General features: G+C 62.5%; 16 protein-coding genes. 6 read left to right on the top strand and 10 right to left on the bottom strand.

The features are described 5' to 3' along the window. Positions 1 to 8: 8 nt before the first annotated feature. Positions 9 to 293, top strand: a complete 285-nt coding sequence (locus LT40_RS12030) for a type II toxin-antitoxin system RelE family toxin (RefSeq protein WP_043190360.1) — start codon at positions 9 to 11, stop codon at positions 291 to 293. A gap of 193 nt (positions 294 to 486) precedes the next feature. Here the strand turns inward: LT40_RS12030 and LT40_RS12025 are convergent, their stop codons facing one another. The 6 genes from LT40_RS12025 to speB form a co-directional block, all read right to left on the bottom strand. Further along, complete coding sequence (locus LT40_RS12025; RefSeq protein ID WP_043190357.1) at positions 487 to 1,920, bottom strand: aldehyde dehydrogenase family protein; 1,434 nt, start codon at positions 1,918 to 1,920, stop codon at positions 487 to 489. 49 nt (positions 1,921 to 1,969) lie between these two features. Continuing rightward, the gene (locus LT40_RS12020; protein WP_043190354.1) at positions 1,970 to 3,571 is read right to left on the bottom strand and encodes a 5-guanidino-2-oxopentanoate decarboxylase; all 1,602 of its coding nucleotides are present in this window, start codon (positions 3,569 to 3,571) and stop codon (positions 1,970 to 1,972) included. Positions 3,572 to 3,647: 76 nt separating this feature from the next. Then, complete coding sequence (locus LT40_RS12015) at positions 3,648 to 5,027, bottom strand: sodium:solute symporter family protein (protein ID WP_043190351.1); 1,380 nt, start codon at positions 5,025 to 5,027, stop codon at positions 3,648 to 3,650. Between the two features lie 71 nt (positions 5,028 to 5,098). Continuing rightward, positions 5,099 to 6,598, bottom strand: a complete 1,500-nt coding sequence (locus LT40_RS12010; RefSeq protein ID WP_043190349.1) for a purine-cytosine permease family protein — start codon at positions 6,596 to 6,598, stop codon at positions 5,099 to 5,101. 196 nt (positions 6,599 to 6,794) lie between these two features. Further along, on the bottom strand, positions 6,795 to 7,184 hold the full coding sequence (locus LT40_RS12005; protein ID WP_043190345.1) for a YybH family protein: 390 nt from the start codon (positions 7,182 to 7,184) through the stop codon (positions 6,795 to 6,797). Beyond that, the gene (speB, locus tag LT40_RS12000; protein WP_043190342.1) at positions 7,181 to 8,140 is read right to left on the bottom strand and encodes an agmatinase; all 960 of its coding nucleotides are present in this window, start codon (positions 8,138 to 8,140) and stop codon (positions 7,181 to 7,183) included. Before speB ends, LT40_RS12005 begins: the two co-directional genes overlap by 4 nt. A gap of 151 nt (positions 8,141 to 8,291) precedes the next feature. Here speB and LT40_RS11995 point away from each other — a divergent pair, with 151 nt between their 5' ends. Next, positions 8,292 to 9,185, top strand: coding sequence for a LysR family transcriptional regulator (locus tag LT40_RS11995; protein ID WP_043190340.1), 894 nt, complete (start codon positions 8,292 to 8,294; stop codon positions 9,183 to 9,185). Positions 9,186 to 9,271: 86 nt separating this feature from the next. Here LT40_RS11995 and LT40_RS11990 read toward each other — a convergent pair whose 3' ends face one another. After that, complete coding sequence (locus LT40_RS11990) at positions 9,272 to 11,443, bottom strand: TonB-dependent siderophore receptor (protein WP_043190338.1); 2,172 nt, start codon at positions 11,441 to 11,443, stop codon at positions 9,272 to 9,274. A gap of 397 nt (positions 11,444 to 11,840) precedes the next feature. Here LT40_RS11990 and LT40_RS11985 point away from each other — a divergent pair, with 397 nt between their 5' ends. From LT40_RS11985 to LT40_RS11970, 4 genes are read left to right on the top strand one after another with little or no spacing between them, the layout of a single operon-like run. Beyond that, a complete protein-coding gene (locus LT40_RS11985; protein ID WP_043190336.1) occupies positions 11,841 to 12,506 on the top strand; it encodes an amino acid ABC transporter permease in 666 nt (221 codons plus the stop codon). Next, entirely contained in the window at positions 12,487 to 13,146 is a 660-nt protein-coding gene (locus LT40_RS11980; RefSeq protein ID WP_043190332.1) for an amino acid ABC transporter permease, read from the top strand. Before LT40_RS11985 ends, LT40_RS11980 begins: the two co-directional genes overlap by 20 nt. Next, entirely contained in the window at positions 13,143 to 13,904 is a 762-nt protein-coding gene (locus tag LT40_RS11975) for an amino acid ABC transporter ATP-binding protein (RefSeq protein WP_043190329.1), read from the top strand. The genes LT40_RS11980 and LT40_RS11975 overlap by 4 nt, the downstream gene beginning before the upstream one ends. Continuing rightward, the gene (locus LT40_RS11970; protein WP_043190326.1) at positions 13,901 to 14,776 is read left to right on the top strand and encodes a transporter substrate-binding domain-containing protein; all 876 of its coding nucleotides are present in this window, start codon (positions 13,901 to 13,903) and stop codon (positions 14,774 to 14,776) included. Before LT40_RS11975 ends, LT40_RS11970 begins: the two co-directional genes overlap by 4 nt. A 19-nt stretch (positions 14,777 to 14,795) precedes the next feature. Here the strand turns inward: LT40_RS11970 and LT40_RS11965 are convergent, their stop codons facing one another. The 3 genes from LT40_RS11965 to LT40_RS11955 form a co-directional block, all read right to left on the bottom strand. After that, positions 14,796 to 15,014 carry a hypothetical protein gene (locus tag LT40_RS11965; RefSeq protein WP_043190324.1) on the bottom strand — a complete coding sequence of 73 codons (219 nt, stop codon included), beginning with the start codon at positions 15,012 to 15,014 and terminating at the stop codon, positions 14,796 to 14,798. Between the two features lie 115 nt (positions 15,015 to 15,129). Beyond that, positions 15,130 to 17,367: a sensor domain-containing protein gene (locus tag LT40_RS11960; protein WP_052393415.1), complete on the bottom strand. Its 2,238-nt coding sequence runs from the start codon at positions 17,365 to 17,367 to the stop codon at positions 15,130 to 15,132. A gap of 218 nt (positions 17,368 to 17,585) precedes the next feature. Next, a complete protein-coding gene (locus tag LT40_RS11955; RefSeq protein WP_420329689.1) occupies positions 17,586 to 18,791 on the bottom strand; it encodes an acetyltransferase domain-containing protein in 1,206 nt (401 codons plus the stop codon). Positions 18,792 to 18,793: the final 2 nt, after the last annotated feature.

The following is an 18,793-nucleotide window of genomic DNA, read 5'->3' as shown; positions in this document are numbered from 1 at the left end:
CAATGACGATGAAGAACTGGACTGTTCGGTTTCATTCACTGGTAGAGACAGACCTCAAAATGCTGGGCAGTGCTGAAGCCAAAAGAGTCCTGAAGGTCATACGCGAGCGTATTGCCGAGGGTGAGCCCGACAAGATCAGCAAGGCCTTGCGCGGACCGCTGGCCGGTTACCGCCGGATTTGTACAGGCGATGTACGTATCGTCTACCGCATCAACAGCACCGAAATCATCCTCGTGTGCGTAGGCGCCCGGCGTGATGACGAGGTCTACGACGCAGCAGTAAAAAAGGTGTAAACGAAAACCCTGCTTCGGCGGGGTTTTTTTACGCCTCATCATCAGCTAGCCATGTGGGTAACACAGGCCGACGTTGGCTCTCCGGGAATTGCGGGGCACCTGGCCATCCTCGCAGCTCACGTACGAATCAAAAAAATAGGGCGCACGTTTACACGGAGAGCCAGACCTTCGTCCGCGAGAAGGTTGCAGAGGCTCAGCTGAAACGGCGGGTTACGTGTTTGACCGACTGATAGGCGGCGAGTCCCCAGGGACCGAGTTCTCGGCCGATGCCGCTGCCTTTGGTACCCCCCCAAGAGGTCTCCACGAACACCGCCTGGATCGAGTTGATCCACACGTGGCCGACCTCAAGCCCCGCGGCGACTCGCTCGGCACGCTGCAGGTCGGCGCTGGCCACGGTGGCGACCAGGCCAAAGCGACTGTCGTTGGCCAGAGCGATGGCGTGCGCTTCGTTATCGAAGCGCCGGGCGCAGAGCACCGGGCCGAAGATTTCCTCGTTCCAGAGACGGCTGTCGGTGGGCACATCGACATACAGCGTCGGCGCTACGAACCAGCCCTGTCTCGCCAGGGCCTTGCCGCCCGCAAGGCAGTTGAGTTGCTCCTGCTGGCCGATGGCGAAGTACTCGCCGACCTTGTGCCACTGTGCTTCGCTGCTCAGTGGGCCCATGTCGATCTCTTCGTCGAGCGGGCTGCCGATGCGCAGGGCATTCAGCGCGTCGGCGAGGCGCGGCAGAAGTGCACCGGCGATGCCATTCTGGATCAGCAAGCGTGACGTCGCCGAACACATCTGCCCGCTGTTCCAGCAAATGCCGGCGATGATCCATTCGATGGCCTGGTCGATATCGCAGTCGTCGAACACGATGATCGCCGACTTGCCTCCCAGTTCCAGCGTCACCGGTCGGCAATGTTCGGCAGCGCTGTGCATGACGCGGCTGCCTACGGCATTGCTGCCGGTGAACGAGAGTTTGTCCAGCCCAGGATGGGCGCTCAGTGTTGCGCCAACCTCTGCCTTGCCGCCGACAATGTTCAGCACGCCCGCAGGCAAGCCCAGTTCTCCGGCGATCTGGCCGTAGACCAGCTCAATCAACGGGGTGACCTCCGAGGGTTTCAGCACCAGGGTGCAACCGGCTGCCAGGGCCGGGGCGATCTTCCAAGCGCTGGTTACCAAGGGAAAGTTCCAAGGCACGATCAGACCGACCACGCCGATGGCTTCCAGGCGTGTGTGTGAGCTGAAGCCCGTTGCTGCCAAGGCAACCGGACGGTTCTGCTGGTCTGCCAGGCCTGCGGCGAGATCGGCGTAGTAGACGAAGGTTGCCACGGCGTCATCGATGTCCACTTCGGCCTCGTGGCGCGGTTTGCCGTTGTTGCGCATCTGCAACTTGATCAGCACATCGCGCCGTTCGGCTAGGGCTTCGGCGAAACCACGCAGGTAGCGGGCGCGCTCGACCGCTGAACTGTTTTTCCAGGCGGGCAGCGCCTTACGGGCGGCAGCCACGGCCTGGTCGACCTGAGCCGTGCTGGCGGCACGCAGTTCGGCGAAAGGCTGGGCAAGGGACGGGTCAGCAACGCTAAGCACGTCAGTGCCTTCGCCAGCGGCCCATCGGCCAGCGATGTAATGCGGTGTGTTCATGGTCATGCTCCGGTGGCCGCGCGTGGGCGCGGTGGAAAAGCTGAGTGATTCAGGGGGCAAAAGGCGGCGCTTCGGCGAGCTCGATGAGCAGCGGTCGGTCATCCGGTGCTTCGCGCAGCAGGGCTTGCAGGTGTGCGTGGTCGCGGGCGCGCTCAGCCAGGCAGCCAAAGCCGCGGGCGATGGTCAGGAAGTCCGGTGTGTAGATATCCACACCTACCGGGGTGATGTCGCGGCGCTCCATGTAGCGCTTGATCTCGCCGTAGCCCTGGTTGTTCCACAGCAGTACGACAATGCCGACCCGCGCCTCTACAGCGCTGGCCAGCTCAGGCAGGGTGAACTGGATGCCGCCGTCGCCCATCAGGCTGATCACCGGGCGTGTAGGTTCTGCCAGCCTGGCGCCAATCGCCGCTGGCAGGCCGTAGCCCAAAGTGCCGTAGCCGGTTGAGGAGTTGAACCAGCGCCGCGGGCCGTCCAGTTCGACCACGTGGTTGCCGCTGTACACGGTTTGCGTCGAGTCACCGACGAAGCGCGCTGTTGGCAATACCTCAAGGATGCAATCGAACAGGCGGCGGTAGTGGGCCCAGCCGCTGAAATGCTCGGCGAGTTGCTGGCGAACCGTGCTTGCTCGCTGTGCACCTGGGCTCTGCCCATCGTCGATGCGCTGCGGCAGTTCGCTGAGCAGCGCCTCGATGGCCAGGCCGGCGTCGCTGTGGATCGCCAGCGCCGGCTGGTGGTTCCGAGTCAGTTGGTCGGCGTCGATGTCGATACGGATCAGCTCGCCGCCGATGCGGAAGTTGCCGTCGAACACCACGTCGTAATCGGTCTCGCCCAGCTCGGTGCCGATGGCCAGTACCACATCAGCGTTCAGTGCCAGTTGGCGTACCGGCGGCAGCGACTGGTTGCTGCCAAGCAGCAGTGGGTGCTCGGAAGGCAGCAGGCCCTTGGCATTGATGGTCAGTGCGGTGGGAGCATCGAGCGCCTCGGCCAGCCGGCGTATCGCCTCGGGCTGCTCCACGCAGCCCCCGCCGATCAGCAACAGCGGGTTTTGCGCCTGGCGCACACGGTTTGCGGCCTGCTGGATCAGTGCGGGTGGTGGGGCGGGGCGTGAAGCGATCGGCCGGGGTTGCACGCTCAGGTGGTCGGCTGGCGCGGTGATCACGTCCAGAGGTAATTCGATGTGTACCGGTCGCGGGCGCTGGCCATCGAACACCGCAAAGGCGCGGGCGAGCACGTCGGGCAGTTCCTCGACGCTCATCAGGGTATGGCTGAACGCGGCCACCCCGGCCACCAGCGCGCGCTGGTTCGGCAACTCGTGCAGGTAGCCGTGGCCCAAGCCGAGGCGCTCGCGCTCGTTGACGCTGGAGATTACCAGCATAGGGATGGAGTCGGCATAGGCCTGGCCCATGGCGGTGGCGATGTTGGTCATGCCCGGCCCGGTGATGATGAAGCACACGCCGGGCTTGCCGCTCACCCGCGCATAGCCGTCGGCCATGAAGCCGGCGCCCTGTTCGTGGCGCGGGGTGACGTGGCGAATACCGCTGCCCGACAGGCCGCGATAGAGCTCGACCGTATGCACGCCGGGAATGCCGAAGACAGTGTCGACACCCCAAGCCTGCAATTGCTCGACGAGGAATTCTCCACAAGTGGTCATGGCAATTTCCTTTTACTGAATATTGACGTGTCGGCTGCTGCGAGCCGGCACGCTGGCATGAAGTCGATGACAGGCATCAGGCGATGCGCGTGGCTCGCGCCTGTGGCCGGGTCAGCAGGCTGCCCACCACGAAGGCGAGCAGGCCGATGCTCAGGCTGTAGTAGATCGGCGTATTGGCTTCCAGCCCATCGCGGAACATGAACACCAGTGCCGTGCCGCAGCCCAGCACCATGCTGGCGATTGCGCCGGTGGTGGTGGCGCGTTTCCAGTAGATGGCGCCGAGCATAGGAATCAGAATGCCGCCGACCAACAGGTTGTAGGCCAGGGTCAGGGCGCCGATCACGTCACTGACGATCAGTGCGATGACCAGCACTACCAGCCCGGTGAGAAAGGTGAAGGTGCGCGCCATGCCCAAGGTGGACGGGCGACCGCCACGCAGCTTCGGCAGCAGGTCTTCGGTCACCGTGGTGGAGGCGGCAAGCAGGCCGGCGCTGGCAGTGGACATCATCGCGGCCAGTGCGGCGGCGATTACCAGGCCGCGAATGCCATCGGGCAAAGCGCTTTGCACGATTGAGGCGAAGGCGTTGTTGGCGTTGGCCAGGTCGGGCAGCAGGACCTTGGCGCACATGCCGATCAGGGCACCGACCAGGCCGTAGATCACGCAGTACACGCCTGCCAGGCTGCCGGCCACCCGGGCCACGTTCTCGCTGCGCGCGGTGAACACGCGCTGCCAGATGTCTTGGCCGATGAGGATGCCGAAGAAGTAGATCAGGAAGTAGGTGAGGATGGTGTCGTAGCCGATGGTGGTGAGGCTGAAGGCGGTGTCTGGTAGCTTCGCCACCAGCGCGTCCCAGCCGCCGACCCGGTGCAGGCAGATCGGCAGTAGCACTAACATCAGGCCGACCGTCTTGATTACAAACTGGACGATATCGGTGAGGGTCAGCGACCACATGCCGCCGATACTTGAATAGATCACCACCACGCCGCCGGAAAGGAGGATGGCGACCCAGAAGGGCAGGTCGAACAACACCTGCAGCACGGTTCCGCTGGCCAGGGTAGAGACCACGGCGATCATCAGCGCATAGGCGAACATCACCACTGCACTGGCCTGCCTTGCCATGGGCGTGTAGCGGCGTTCGAGGATCTGGGTGACGGTGAAGATGCGCAGCTTGAGCAGCGGCTTGGCGAGAAACAGGTTGAGCACGATGATGCCCGCACCCAGGGCGGCGCATAGCCAGAACCCGGAAATGCCATGCACGTACCCCAGGCGCACGGTGCCCACGGTGGCAGCGCCGCCAAGTACCGTGGCGGCCATGGTGCCCATGTAGAAGGCCGGTCCCAGGTTGCGTCCGGCCACAAGGTAATCTTCCTGACTGCGCGCCCGGCGCATGCCGTACCAACCGAGCAGCAGCATGCCGGCGGCGTAAACGATGACTACCGCTATATCCAGGATCATGGTTGTGTTCTCGTTTTTCTTGGCGGTATTCCGGGCGCGTGGCGCCCGGTGTGCGAAGCGATAGGGCGCGCTCAGGCGATTCTGGCATCGTTCAGGGCGGGCGCAGCGTCGCTTTTCAGACGTATCCAGCGCGGGCCGGCGGAGCCATAGACGCTGGCCGGCTCGGGGAACAGATGGAGCAGGGCGAGGTAGAGCATGGCCGCCATGCTCAGTGTGATCGGCAGGCTAACGTCGATGCCACCCGCCAGCTCGCCCATGGGGCCGACGAACTGGCCAGGCAGGTTGACGAAGCACAGGCCTACTGCCGCGCTAGGAATCCATGCGCCGAGGCCGCGCCAGTTCCAGCCGTGCTGGAACCAGTAACGACCACCACGCTCGCCGCGGGTGAACACTTGCAAGTCATCGGGGTGATAGAAGCCGCGCCGCACGATCAGGCCGAGGATCATGATCACCATCCACGGGCTGGTGCAGGTGACGATCAGCACGGCAAAGGTCGATACGCTCTGCACCAAGTTGAAGGAAAAGCGGCCGATGAAGATAAAGGCGATGGCCACCACGCCGATCAGCAGGGTGGCGGCCGCGCGGCTCATCAATCGTGGGAAAAGGCTCGACATATCCAGGCCAGTGCCATAGAGCGCCGTGGTGCCGGTGGACATGCCACCGATCACGGCGATCAGGCACACCGGCAGGAAGAACCAGGTCGGCGAAATAGCCAGCAGGCCGCCGACGTAATTATTGGCTTCGATGTACTGCGGCGTTTGGGTGGCCACAAGCGTTGCGGTACACAGGCCGAACAGGAAGGGAATCAAGGTGCCGACCTGGGCGGCGAGCACAGCCAGCATGATGCGCCGCTTGGGCGTGTGCCGCGGAATGTAGCGCGACCAGTCGCCGAGAAAGGCGCCGAAGGACACCGGGTTGCTCATTGCCAGCAGCGCGGCGCCGATGAACGCAGCCCAGAAGCCCGGTTGTTCGAAGCTGACAGCACCGGCATAGCCCGCATCGAAGGGCCCGGCGAAGGCGAAGAGGCCGAGCAGGAACAGCAGGCTCGACGCCCACACTGCGATCTTGTTGACCCACAGCATGAAGCGGAAACCGTAGATGCACACCACCAACACCAATACTGCGAACAGTCCGTAAGCCAGGCCCAGGGTCAGGTTGGTTTCGGGCAGGCCTATCAGCCGTTTGGCGCCGCCGACCAAAGCGTCGCCGGAACTCCACACCGACAGCGAGAAGAAGGCCACGGCGGTGAGCAGCGATAGGAAGGAGCCGACGATGCGCCCGTGCACGCCAAAATGAGCACCGGAGGATACGGCATTGTTGGTGCCGTTCAGTGCGCCGAACAGGCCCATGGGCGCGAGAATCACTCCGCCTACCGCTACGCCGAGGATGATCGCCCACACACCGGCCTGGAACGACAGGCCGAATAGCACCGGAAAGCTGCCCAGTACCGCCGTGGCGAAAGTGTTTGCGCCGCCGAAGATCAGACGGAACAGATCGATGGGGGTTGCGCCGCGTTGGTTGTCGGGAATTTGTTCGACACCGAAGGTTTCGATACGCGTCGATTGGCTCATGTGTTTCTCCAGCGCCTGTCACGATTTTTATTAGGGCGGCGCAGGCACGCTGACCCCGTTATTCACCCCCCGACAGTCATCGGGTGGCGGTGCATTGGCAGTGCGGCGAGGCCGCGTGGAGCCGACAGGGCTCCAAACCCGAAAGGGTGTATCGGGCACAGCGAGCTTCGGATGGCTCGCTGGTGTCCGTTTGTTTTCAGCTGGCGCTTAAGGCAGACAAATGCTCGTGGCAAGCCAGCCAGCGCTCTTCTTCGCGACGAAGCACGATGGTTTCCCGTTCGCTCAAGTGCAGTTCTTCTCCGCCCACCCGCAGGTGCGTAGCGACGTCATGGATGAAGATAGCCACTTCACTCTGAAGGCTGACGTGGGCATTGCTGGAGCTACAATTGAGCACCACGAAACCCTCCGCCTGCCATTGTTGCCACAGCGTCTGATAGGCCTTACGGGACTGCAGCGGCTGGGCCAGGGTGTGGAAAACGAAGATGGCGTCCTCGCTGAAGCACGCGAAGTAGCGCGCTGTGTCGTTACTGGCAAAAGCATCGACCAGCTCGGCAACGGCCGCGCGCACCTCGGCCGCGCGGCTCATCGGCGCACCACGCCGGGCAGCACGCAGAGCATTTCGTAAAGCAGGTTGGCACCGAGCAGTGCGGTATTACCGGTGGTATCGTAGGGCGGTGACACCTCGACCAGATCGCAGCCGATCAGGTTCAGACCCTGGCAGCCACGGATGATCTCGAGCGCCTGGATAGTGGTCAACCCGCCGACTTCGGGGGTTCCGGTGCCGGGCGCCCAGGCCGGGTCTATGCCGTCGATGTCAAAGGAGAGGTACACCGGGCCACCGTCGACCTTGGCGCGTACTTCTTCCATCAGCGGTGCCAGCGACTGGTGCCAGCATTCTTCGGCCTGCACCACGCGAAAGCCCTGACGGCGGCTCCAGTTGAAGTCGTCGGCGGTGTAGCCCTGGGCACGCAGGCCGATCTGCACCACGCGCCCGCTGTCGAGCAAGCCTTCCTCCTGGGCGCGGCGGAAGGTGGTGCCATGGGCGATCTTTTCGCCGAACATGTGATCGTTGACGTCGGCATGGGCGTCGACGTGGACCAGGCCGACTTTGCCGTACTTCTTCTTCATGGCCCGCAGAATCGGTAGGGTCAGGGTGTGGTCGCCACCGAGGGTCAGGGGGATGATGCCCTGTTCGAGCACGGCGTCGTAGTGCGCTTCGATGATGCGCACCGTATCCAGCAGATTGAAGGTGTTGATGGCTACATCGCCGATGTCTGCCACGTTCAGGGAGTCGAAGGGCGCGGCGCCGGTGGCCATGTTGTAGGGGCGGATCATCACGGACTCGGCGCGGATCTGCCGAGGCCCGAAGCGGGTACCTGAGCGCAGCGAGGTACCGATATCGAGGGGAATGCCAATGAAGGCGGCGTCCAGCTTGTTCAGCTCTTCAGGCGTCTGCACGTGGGGCAGCCGCAGCATGGTGGCGATTCCGCCGAAACGGGGCATTTCGTTACCGCCCAAGGGCTGGTGGAGAACGTTGTCCACGGTGGGCCTCACTCTTTCTTGTGGTTTTCGTGAGGCGATTCTGTTCAGGGAAGGGTGTACGACAAATCCCTGTGGACAAATAATCAGTTCAGAGATTTCTAAACTATCGGCGGTAGACTGGCCGCTTCGATGAATCTGCCGGAGCCTGTGCATGACGTCCGCCTTGCCCGATCTCAAACTGCTGCGCATCTTCGCCTGTGTTGTACGCAATCAGGGTTTCGCGGCCGCTCAGCAGGAGCTGAACCTCTCCACTTCGGCGATCAGCACCTACATGAGCCAGTTGGAGGCGCTGCTCGGTATCGTCCTCTGTCACCGGGGACGGGGCGGTTTCAGCCTGACCAGCAAAGGTGAACTATTCCATCAGGAAACCTTGCGACTGCTGGCCGAGCTAGAAGGCTTCGAGCGTTATTCCGCAGCGCTCAAAGGCGAGCTGCGCGGCACCCTGAACCTCGGCGTGCTGGACTCCACCGTCAGCGACCCGGCCTTGCCGCTGGCCGAGGTGATCGGTGCCTACAGCGAGGAACACCCTGCCGTGCACCTGCACCTGGCGGTGCTCAGCCCCGCCGAGCTGCAGCTGGGCGTGCTGGAGAATCGTCTGGATCTTGCCATCGGTGCCTTCTCTGTGCGCACCAATGGGTTGGTCTATCAGGCGCTGCACCGCGAGCAGCACTGGCTGTACTGCAGCGACCGGCATCCGCTTTACGACCAGCGACGGATTCCTGCCGAAGTGATCACTCAGCAGCGCATGGTTGGCCGTGGCTACTGGAGCCAGGCCGAACTGGCCCGCCACGGCTTCAAGCACAGCGCCGCAACGGTGGAATCGATGGAGGCGCAACTGATTCTGGTGCTGTCCGGCGCCTACATCGGCTACCTACCGGAGCACCACGCGCAGCAGTGGGTGGATCAGAAACGACTGAAAGTGCTACTGCCGACCACCTTCGGTTACCAAGCCCCCTTCACCCTGGCCCTGCGCCGCGGTCGCTCGCGCGAACCCCTGATCCAGAGCTTCCGCGACCGCCTCAAGGCCCAGCTGAACCCCAGCTAGCCTGCACTATCCGGCTTGCCTGGCCTCGAAGACGGGGGTTCTCGGTTCGCATAGGCATTTCTTCAGGTCATGTCCCCAAGCGACCCTCACCAGCGATAGTTGACCGAACCGATCAACGCTCGCTCGTCGCCGTAGCGGCATGAGACGTTGCAGAACAGGTACTTCTCGTTGGCCAGGTTCTGCGCCTTCATGGCCACGGTCCAGTTCCTGTCGACTTCATAGGTCACTTTCGCGTCGAACAGGGTGTAGGCGGACACCTTCTCGTTGGTGTCCGAACTGGACGTGCGGCTGGTACCCATGTAGCGGGCGCCGCCGCCGACCACGATCTGGGGCAGGCCCAGGGTCGTCAGGCGGTAGTCGGTCCACAGGCTGGCCATGTGGTAGGGGACGCCATCGATGCGGGTGCCTACGCGGGAAGACACGGCATCGTCTGTGATCTTCGCGTCGGTGTAGGTGTACGATGCAGTGGCGCTCAGGTGCGCGGTGATCTCCGCTTTGGCCTCAAGCTCCACACCCCGCGCGCGGGTTTCGCCGAACTGCACGGTGTTGCCGGTGAGGTCGGTGCTCAGCGAGTTTTTCTGCTTGAGGTCGTAGACCGCGGCGCTCAGCAGCGCCGTGGTACCGGGCGGGGTGTAGCGCACGCCGATCTCGTACTGCTCGCCCTCGGTCGGATCGAACGAGGTGTTGGCGTTGGCGTTGAAGACGTTGGCCGGCAGGAACGACTGGCTCCAGCTGACATACGGCGCCAGGCCGTTGTCCGCCTGGTAGACCAGGCCGACACGGCCGGTGGCTTTCTTGTCATCGCGTGGCGTACGGGCGCCGCTGGCGAAGTTATAGGTGCGGCTTTCGGCCCAGTCCTGGCGACCGCCCAGCAGCAGAATCCACTTGTCGTCGAACTTGATCTGGTCTTGCAGGTAGACCCCGGCCTGGGCGCTGTGCAGATCCGAGCCGGTATTGGCAGTTGTGGCGTTGGTCGGCACGCCATACACCGGGTTGGCCGGGTTGAAAATGGAGTTGGCGCCGGCGAAGCGATGGGAGTCGTAGGTCTTGTGGTAGTAGTCCACGCCCGCCAGCAGGGTGTGCTGCCAGCGGCCGCTGTCGAGGGTCCATTGCACGTTGTTGTCGCTGGTCCAGCCTTCGGAGCGCTCGCGGCGGATGCTAGGTCGGCGCGCCAGCTGGCCTCGGTTGCGCAGGGCGGCGCTGCCGGTATCGGCGACCTGCATGTAGTCCCAGCTCAGGTCCGCCTCGAAGTGGCGGAGCGAGTGGCGGATTTTCAGGTCGGGGGTGAAGTCGTGTCCGAACAGGTAGCCGAGGCTGGTCGAGTAGTTGTTGTAGTGATCGAAGCCGCGCTCGCCGGTGAACAGGTCGCGGTCGACCTTGGGGTAGCGTGTGCTGGACGAGGTGGTCAGGTCGAAATCCAACGGTGTTGCAAAGCCGGTACGGGTTTCCTGGTAGTTGGCCAGGACCGTCAGGGAGGTGCTGTCGTTCGGACGCCAGGTGAAGGCCGGTGCGATGTAGCGGCGGTCGTCGTCGGTATCGGTGGTCTGGGTGCCGCTGTCGCGCCACAGGCCGGTGAGGCGATAGGAGAACTGTCCGGCGTCGTCGATCGGGCCGCCCAGGTCGAAGCTGTACTGTTTGCGCGCATGGCTGCCGTACTCGACGTTGACTTCATGCAGCGGCGTGTCGGTCGGGCGCTTGGTGATGGTGTTGAGCAGACCGCCCGGCGACAGTTGTCCGTACAGCACCGAAGACGCGCCCTTGACCACTTCCACGCGCTCCAGGCCGTAGGGCTCGATGCCGCCGTCATACACGCTGCCTTGCAGTTTCATCCCGTCGCGCAGAATGCCGCCGGTGCCTGAACCCACGTTGAAGCCACGGATCACGAAGTCGTCGGCTACACGGCTGAACCCGCCTGGCTGCGCGATCACGCCTGGCGTATAGCTCAAGGCCTCGGCCAAGGTGTCGGTCTTGCGGTTGTCCATCTCGTCGCGGGTAATGACCGAAATCGACTGCGGAATATCCTTGATCGCCGAGTCGGTCTTGCTAGCGCTGGTGCTGCGAGTCGCCACGGGCCCGCGGGTCTGGCCAGTTGGGTTCTCCAGGGCCTGGGCATCGATGGTGATTTCCTGCAGCTCCAGCGTGGCGTTGGATGTGGCGGCGCTGGCGCTGTCGGCGGCGTAGGCCGCGCTCAGTGGCAGGCCACTGAGTAGAATCGCCAGTGTCAGCGGGTGATAGGCAAAGATTTTTTTTGCCGGCATGAGGGCTCCTGTGCGTTCAACGTTGTTTGCCTGAAGGATGAAATCAGGCCGCGCTTCCGTCTCGACGATCAGCGCAAACAGGACTGTAACAAATGGGAATGGTTATTATTCATGTTTTGTTGCAAAAGTCTGCTGGAAAGCTAGACCTCCTTGATGCTCGACCCGAGGGGCAGGGCGCCTTGCATCGCCCCTTCTTGAACTGTCAGCACAAGCGCCAGCGGCGAACGCAACGGTCAACCTTGCCACGCAAGAGCTGCTTGACGATCATTGTCTAAGCTTATGTTTATTCAGTATTAATTGGATCAGAAACGGTCGATTACACTCAGCGACCGCAAGCCAGATGCAGGCGCTTTCCGATGTTCGCTTTATCTATTTCGAGACATCTGGAGGTCGACCGATGACCTTCGACTACGTGTTCGCGTTGTCCACGATTCCCGCTTTTGTGCGGGCCGTGGGGGTCACTTTGCAAGTTGGCTTGATCGCCATCCTGAGCTCACTCGCCGTCGCGGTGGTCAACGCGGCCATCGCCACGTTCCGGGTCCCAGTGCTGCATCGGCTCGTGCCGTTGTACGTCGAGCTCGCGCGGAACACGCCGTTGCTCATTCAGCTGTTCTTCATCTATTTCGCCTTGCCCGCCCTGGGCGTGCGTATTTCCGGTTTCGCGGCCGCCGTCATCGCCATGACGTTCATGGGCGGGGCGTACCTGACCGAGATCCTGCGCGCCGGTATCGAAGCGGTGCCGAAGGCGCAGATCGAGTCGGGGCTGTCCATCGGTCTGTCGCGCTGGCAGTTGTTGCGTCATGTGGTGCTGCCCCAGGCAGGCATTCTCAGCTTGCCTGCGCTGTTCGCCAACTTCGTGTTCCTGCTCAAGGAGACCACGGTGGTGTCGGCCGTTGCCGTGCCGGAAATTCTCTACACCACCAAGAGCTATATCGCCCTGTATTACAAGACCTACGAGATGCTGACAGTGATGACCGGGTTGTGTGTGCTGTTGTTCTTGCCACTGTCGTTGCTGCTGGGTCTGCTGGAAAGGAGGCTCCAACATGGCCAGTTCGGGTCTTGAGTTGCTCTGGGCATCGGCACCGCAACTGCTCACCGGGGCCGGTCGCACCTTGGGTATTTCCGCACTGGCGATCCTGTTTAGCAGTATCGGCGGCCTGCTCTATGGCGTGCTGCGCAGCCTGGGCAAACGCTGGCTGGACGTACCGCTGAGGATTTACCTGGAGCTGTTTCGTGCCATTCCGGTACTGGTCTGGTTGTACCTGTTCTTCTTCGGCCTGCCGATCTTCTTCGGCGTCAGCTTGCCTGCGTTCTGGTGCGCAGTGCTGGTGCTATCGCTGTGGGGCGCCAGTGAGATTGGCGAAGTCGTGCGTGGTGCGCTGCGCTCCATACCTCGCGGGCAGCGCGAAGCGGGACTGGCCATCGGCCTGGGCCTGGGCCAGTTGTACGGCCGGGTATTGTTGCCCCAGGCGCTCAAGCGCCTTACCCCGCCGGTCATCAACGTCTGCACCCGTTTGCTCAAGACCAGCTCGCTGGCGGTACTGATCGGCGTTGTCGACATCACCAAGGTCGGCCAGCAGATCATCGAGCGCACCTACGAGTCGGTGCTGATCTACGGCTTTCTGTTCGTCTTCTTCTTTATCGTTTGCTATCCGCTGTCGGCCGCCTCCCGCGTGCTCGAACGGCGCTGGAATCACGCATGAGCGCATTGATCGAACTCGCAAGCTTCAGCAAGAAATTCGCCGACACATCAGTGTTGACCGACATCGATCTGCGCGTGAGCGAAGGCGAAGTGGTGGTGATTCTTGGCCCCAGCGGGTGTGGCAAGAGTACCTTGCTGCGCTGCCTGAACGGCCTGGAGCTGGGTCACAGCGGTACCTTCACTTTCGATGGGCAGTTGCTGCTAGCCAATGCCGACTGGCGCCGGGTGCGTCAGCAGATCGGCATGGTGTTCCAGAGCTATCACCTGTTTCCGCACATGACCGTGTTGCAGAACGTGCTGCTGGGGCCACTGCAGGTACAGAAGCGCGATGCCCGGGAGGCGCGGCAGCAGGCCGAGGCGCTGCTGGCTCGGGTTGGCCTGGCCGAGCGCGCCAACGCCTATCCCCGGGAGCTGTCGGGCGGCCAGCAGCAGCGAATCGCCATTGTGCGGGCGCTTTGCATGAACCCCAAGGTCATGCTGTTCGACGAAGTCACCGCCGCGCTGGATCCAGAAATGGTCAAGGAGGTCCTGGAGGTGATCCTCGATCTGGCGCAGGGCGGTATGACCATGCTCATCGTTACCCACGAAATGGCCTTCGCCCGGGCGGTGGCCGACCGCATTCTGTTCATGGACCGCGGCCGTATCGCGGAACAGAACGATCCCGAAACCTTCTTCAGCGCCCCGCAGACCGCACGCGCGCAGCAGTTTCTGGAAAGGTTTTCCTACGTAGAAAACATGCCGAAAAGGAAAGCATCGTGAACTTCAAATCTGCCCTGGTTCTACCCGTACTCGCCCTTGGACTGCTGGCCGGTTGCGACAAACCGACCGAACCCAAGGCCACCACCCCAGCTACGACGGCGAAGCCTGCCACCAGCTATCTGGAAACCATCAAGGCCCGCGACAAGCTGATCATCGGGGTGTTCAGCGACAAGCCGCCCTTTGGTTTCGTCAACGAGCAAGGTGAATACGTCGGGTTCGACACCGACCTGGGCAAGCGCTTCGCCAAGGACCTGCTGGGTGACGAGAAGAAAATCGAGTTCGTCAGCGTCGAGCCCGCCAGCCGCATACCGTTTCTGCAAAGCGACAAGGTCGACCTGATCCTGGCCAACATGACCGTGACACCCGAGCGCAGCCAGGCGGTGGACTTCACCAATCCCAACCTGCGGGTGGCCGTGCAAGCATTGGTGGCCGATGGCAGCAGCGTCCAGAAGCTCGATGACCTGGCCGACAAGACCACCATCGTCACCACCGGCACGACGGCCGATCTGTGGTTGACCAAGAACCACCCGGACTGGAAGTTGCTGAAGTTCGAAAAGAACTCCGAATCACTGCAAGCCCTGGCCAGCGGCCGCGGCGACGCCTATGCCCAGGACAACCTGGTGCCGTTCAATTGGGCCAAGCAGAACCCCGGCTACCGCGTACTTGCCCAGAAGCTGGGCGATGAAGCGCCTATCGCACCGGCCGTGAAGAAGGGCAACACCGAGCTGCGCGATTGGGTGAACGACGAATTGGCCAAGCTGGGTGAAGAGAAAGCCCTGCTCAAGCTTTATGACCAGTACGTACGCAAGGACTTGCCAGCGGACACCGATCCCAATCTGGTCATCGTAGAGGGTGGTCGCTGGAAGCCATGAAGGCGGCCGATCTTGCGTATCAATTCTGCCCGAGCTTGAAGTGGAAGTTTTTCATGAAGTTCCACGAATAGGAGGGCGGCGGAGAATAGCAGCCAGGTTGATTGGCGGGCGTTGCGTCACAGCGCACCGTGTAGCCTTTGCTGCCGATCTCGCGGCCGCCTTCGCCGGTGCCCCGGTCGCTGTAGGAGGCGCAGCCGCTCAGTACGCCCAGGATCAATAGTGCAGACAGTGTTTTCATTCCAGACTCCTTCCGTAGAGCGCGCAGCTTAGCCTCGATGCGTCTTCAAAAGCTATCCACCTCCGAACATGCCTTCGCCGCCGCGCGCCGGGTGTGATCAGGCGCGCGGCAGCTTTCAGTTCTCGTTGCGCGCTGCCAGCAACTGCTTCATTTCCTCGCCCCGCAGCGGCGGGCTGAGCAGGTAACCCTGGACGAACGGGCAGCCCAATGCTTGCAGCCGGTCCAATTGGTCCTGGGTTTCCACGCCTTCGGCGACGATGTCGACATCCAGCGCGCTGCCCAGGGACAGGATGCTGGTGACGATCGCGATGGTGCGCCGGTGGGTCATCATGCGGGTAACGAACGAGCGATCGATCTTGATCGAGTCAATGGGATAGCGGTCGATGTACCCCAGCGAGCTGTAGCCGGTGCCGAAGTCGTCAAGTGCAATGCGCACGCCCAATTCGCGCAGGTCGGCAAGGGCGATGGCTACGGTTTCCGGTTCGTTGAGGAAGACCGATTCGGTGATCTCGATCTGCAGGTCGTGTGCGCTGAACGACGTACCCTGCAGGATTTCCGCAACCTTCGCCACAAAGCCCACGTGGTTGAGTTCAGCACCCGAGACGTTGACGTTGAGCCGCAGTGTGGAGGCAGGGTCAGCGTTCCAGCGCTTGATCTCGGCACAGGCCGTCTGCATGACCCAACGACCCATTTCGTGAATGATACCGATGTCTTCCGCCACGGCGATGAATACGTCGGGCGGTACGTTGCCCAGTACCGGGTGCTGCCAGCGCACGAGTGCTTCGACTCCTTCGATGCGGCGCGAGCGTGCGGCGAAGATGGGCTGGTAGACCAGGTAGAACTCTTCGCGCGCCAGGGCATGCTTGAGTGCGTTGCGCATCAACAGCAGGTCGACCGCCGCCTGGCGCATGGACAGGTCGAACAGCGCCCACTTGCCCTGGCCCTGTTTTTTTGCGGCGTACATGGCGACGTCGGCATCGCGGACCAGGTCCTCGGCGCTGGTGTGCGCGGCATCGAGTGTGACGATGCCGACACTGCACGAAGTGAAGATCGCCTGGCCCTCGACCTCGACGGCCACGCCGAGCGCCTGGATCACGCGCCGCGCCGTGTCGACGGCGGCCTGCTTGGAGGCATCGCCGGTATGCAGGATGGCGAATTCATCGCCACCGATACGCGCGAGCACGGCATTGCCGGTCAGGCAGGATTGGAGCCGCTGCGCCACGATCTGCAAAAGAATATCGCCAGCCCGGTGGCCCATGCCGTCATTGATGTATTTGAAACGATCCAGGTCCATGTACAACACGGCCGCTTCGCGTTCCGCTTGGGCCAGGTTGAAGACTTCCTGAATCTGCGCCATGAAATAGGCGCGGTTCTTCAGTCGGGTCAGGTCGTCGTGGAAGGCAGCGTAGGTCAGCTCTTCCTGGATGCGTTCGCGTTCCACCAGGCGGGAGCGCAGGGCTACCTGTTCCTCGCGGTCGATCTGAGCTTGCTTGAGGCTCTGTTCGGCTTCCTTGCGTTCGGTGATGTCACGTTGCACAGACACCCAATGCGTGAACCAGCCTTTTTCGTTGGCCACGGGCACGATGCTCAACTGGACCCAGAAGCGGGTGCCGTCGCGGCGTGTGTTGATCAGTTCGACTTCCACCGGTTGCCATTTCGACAGCGCACTGCGGATCTGGTCCAGGGTACTGCGATCGGTTTCCTCGCACTGCAGGATGCGTGGCGTCTTTCCGACGATCTCTTCGAGACTGAACCCGGTGGTCTCCAGGAACGCCGGATTGCAGTAGACGATGCGCGGGCCGGGCAGGTCGATGGGCTCGGCCTCGGTGATCAGGATAGCGTCCTTGGCATGCACGACGACCGATTCCAGCAGGCGCAACCGCTCGATCACGCCTTCGGGGCCATTGCGTACCGGGGCCAAGGGCGCGGCGTGATAGAGGGCGACCGAGTGGGTCTTGAGGGCGTAGATCTGCGCGGCGCTGAGCAACTTGAACGGTGGCGTCTGTGCCAACAGGACGATACCGGCGAGGGCGTCGGTGTGGTCCTTGACGGCGATGCACACGCGGTAGGTGTCTGCCAGGGAGCCGAGAAAATCCGGGACCGAATGGATGAAAGGCGAACCGTCGCCGATGTCGACCACGTCCCCGTAGGACATCAGCATGCGCAGCCAGGACTCGGTGGCCGCGTCCACGGGCACTTCGCGGGTCGTGCCATAGGCCGCCGTCACGCGCCACGCGCCAGGCGCACCTTCGATGAGCAGACCACCGCAACACTGAGTGATGGCCGCTGCTGCCTGAACCAGACCTTGTAGAGCGGTGTGCGATGTATTTTTATCAGGGACAGCTGCGAGCATGTGAAGGACCCAAGCAAGGACGACGGGGAGCGGCGACCTCCTGTCACACAATGTCATTTTGACATCACTGTGAGATTAGCACTACGCCTACCGGTCGGACTCTGGGTCGACACTTAAATTGCGTGAGTACTCGCCATATCGCTGCATGCTGAGGCATGCAGCGATCAACGGTCATCCTTCTGACGCCAACGGTTGTGCGTGGCAGCTCTCGGTTCTGCTCAAAAGTACTTCAACCAGCCGATGTCGCGCCGACGCTGCTTGAGCTGCGCGAACCAGCGGGTGGGAAAGTACAGGATGAAGGCCAATGCGACGGTCCACAGCCAGATCCCGGCCAGGCTGTCGAAACCGTAGTATTTGCCCTGGTTCAAGCCCCAGATCTGCACGGCGACCAGGTACATCGCCTTGAGCACCAGCAGGTGCAGCACATAGAAGAACATGGGCGCGCCGCCGTAACGAGAGAGCACCTCGAGCACTGGCCGGCCTTCCAGACGCTGGAACAAGGCGAGCAGCAGCAGGCCTGCACCCATGGTGGGCATCAGGTACAGAAGCGACGGTGGGTATTTGGTCAACGACATGAAACTCATGAACGTGCGCACGTTATCGTCCAGCACACTCCATGGCTTTTCGCCGTAGCCGTTGAGATAGCGAATCGCAACGAAACCCAGCAGCAGGCCGACGCCCCAGTTCAGCAGCAGACGCAGCCGCCGTGTGGGGTCCGCATCACGGGCGAACCACGGGCCGGCGCAGTAGCCCAGCGCGATCAGGCCGATCCACGGCAGGATCGGGTAGGTGGTGCGCGCGCGGGTGTGCTCGGTGATTTCAAGGAAGGAGCGCTGGTGCAGGATCGACCAGATTTCGAAGAAGGGCGAGTCGGCGGTCAGGACGATGCCGTCCAGCAGGTTGTGCCCGGCGACGATGACTGCGCCCACGATCGCCAGGGCGGTGCGCGGCATGTGAATGAGTGCCGCCAGCGCGATCATGCTCAGGCCGATGGCCCAGATTACCTGCAGCCACAGGGTGGTAGGCACCAGGGTTGCGTTCCAGGCGAAGTTGACCAGGGTGAGTTCGAGAAAGACCAGAAACAATCCGCGCTTGAGGAGAAATATCGAGACCTCCCGCGGACTGTGGGATTGCCCGTACAGCCAGGCGGAGAGGCCAGTCAGGAAAACGAATACCGGGGCGCAGACCATGCTGCTGATACGCGTGAAGAACAGCTCGGGGGGCGTATTCACCGGGTCCATGGGGTCGCTGACCTGAACGTGCAGGAAGAAGGTCTCGCGAACATGGTCTACCAGCATGAACAGCATGACCAGGCCGCGCAATGCGTCGATCGTGAGCATGCGGGTGCGTGACACCGCTTGGGACGAGGCAGTGGCAAGCGAGCCGGGGAAGGGTGGTGAAGCGGCGGCGTCGGCCATGGGAATGC

This window comes from Pseudomonas rhizosphaerae, from assembly GCF_000761155.1.
GTDB lineage: Bacteria > Pseudomonadota > Gammaproteobacteria > Pseudomonadales > Pseudomonadaceae > Aquipseudomonas > Aquipseudomonas rhizosphaerae.
This window is presented reverse-complemented; position numbering and strand designations above follow the sequence as displayed.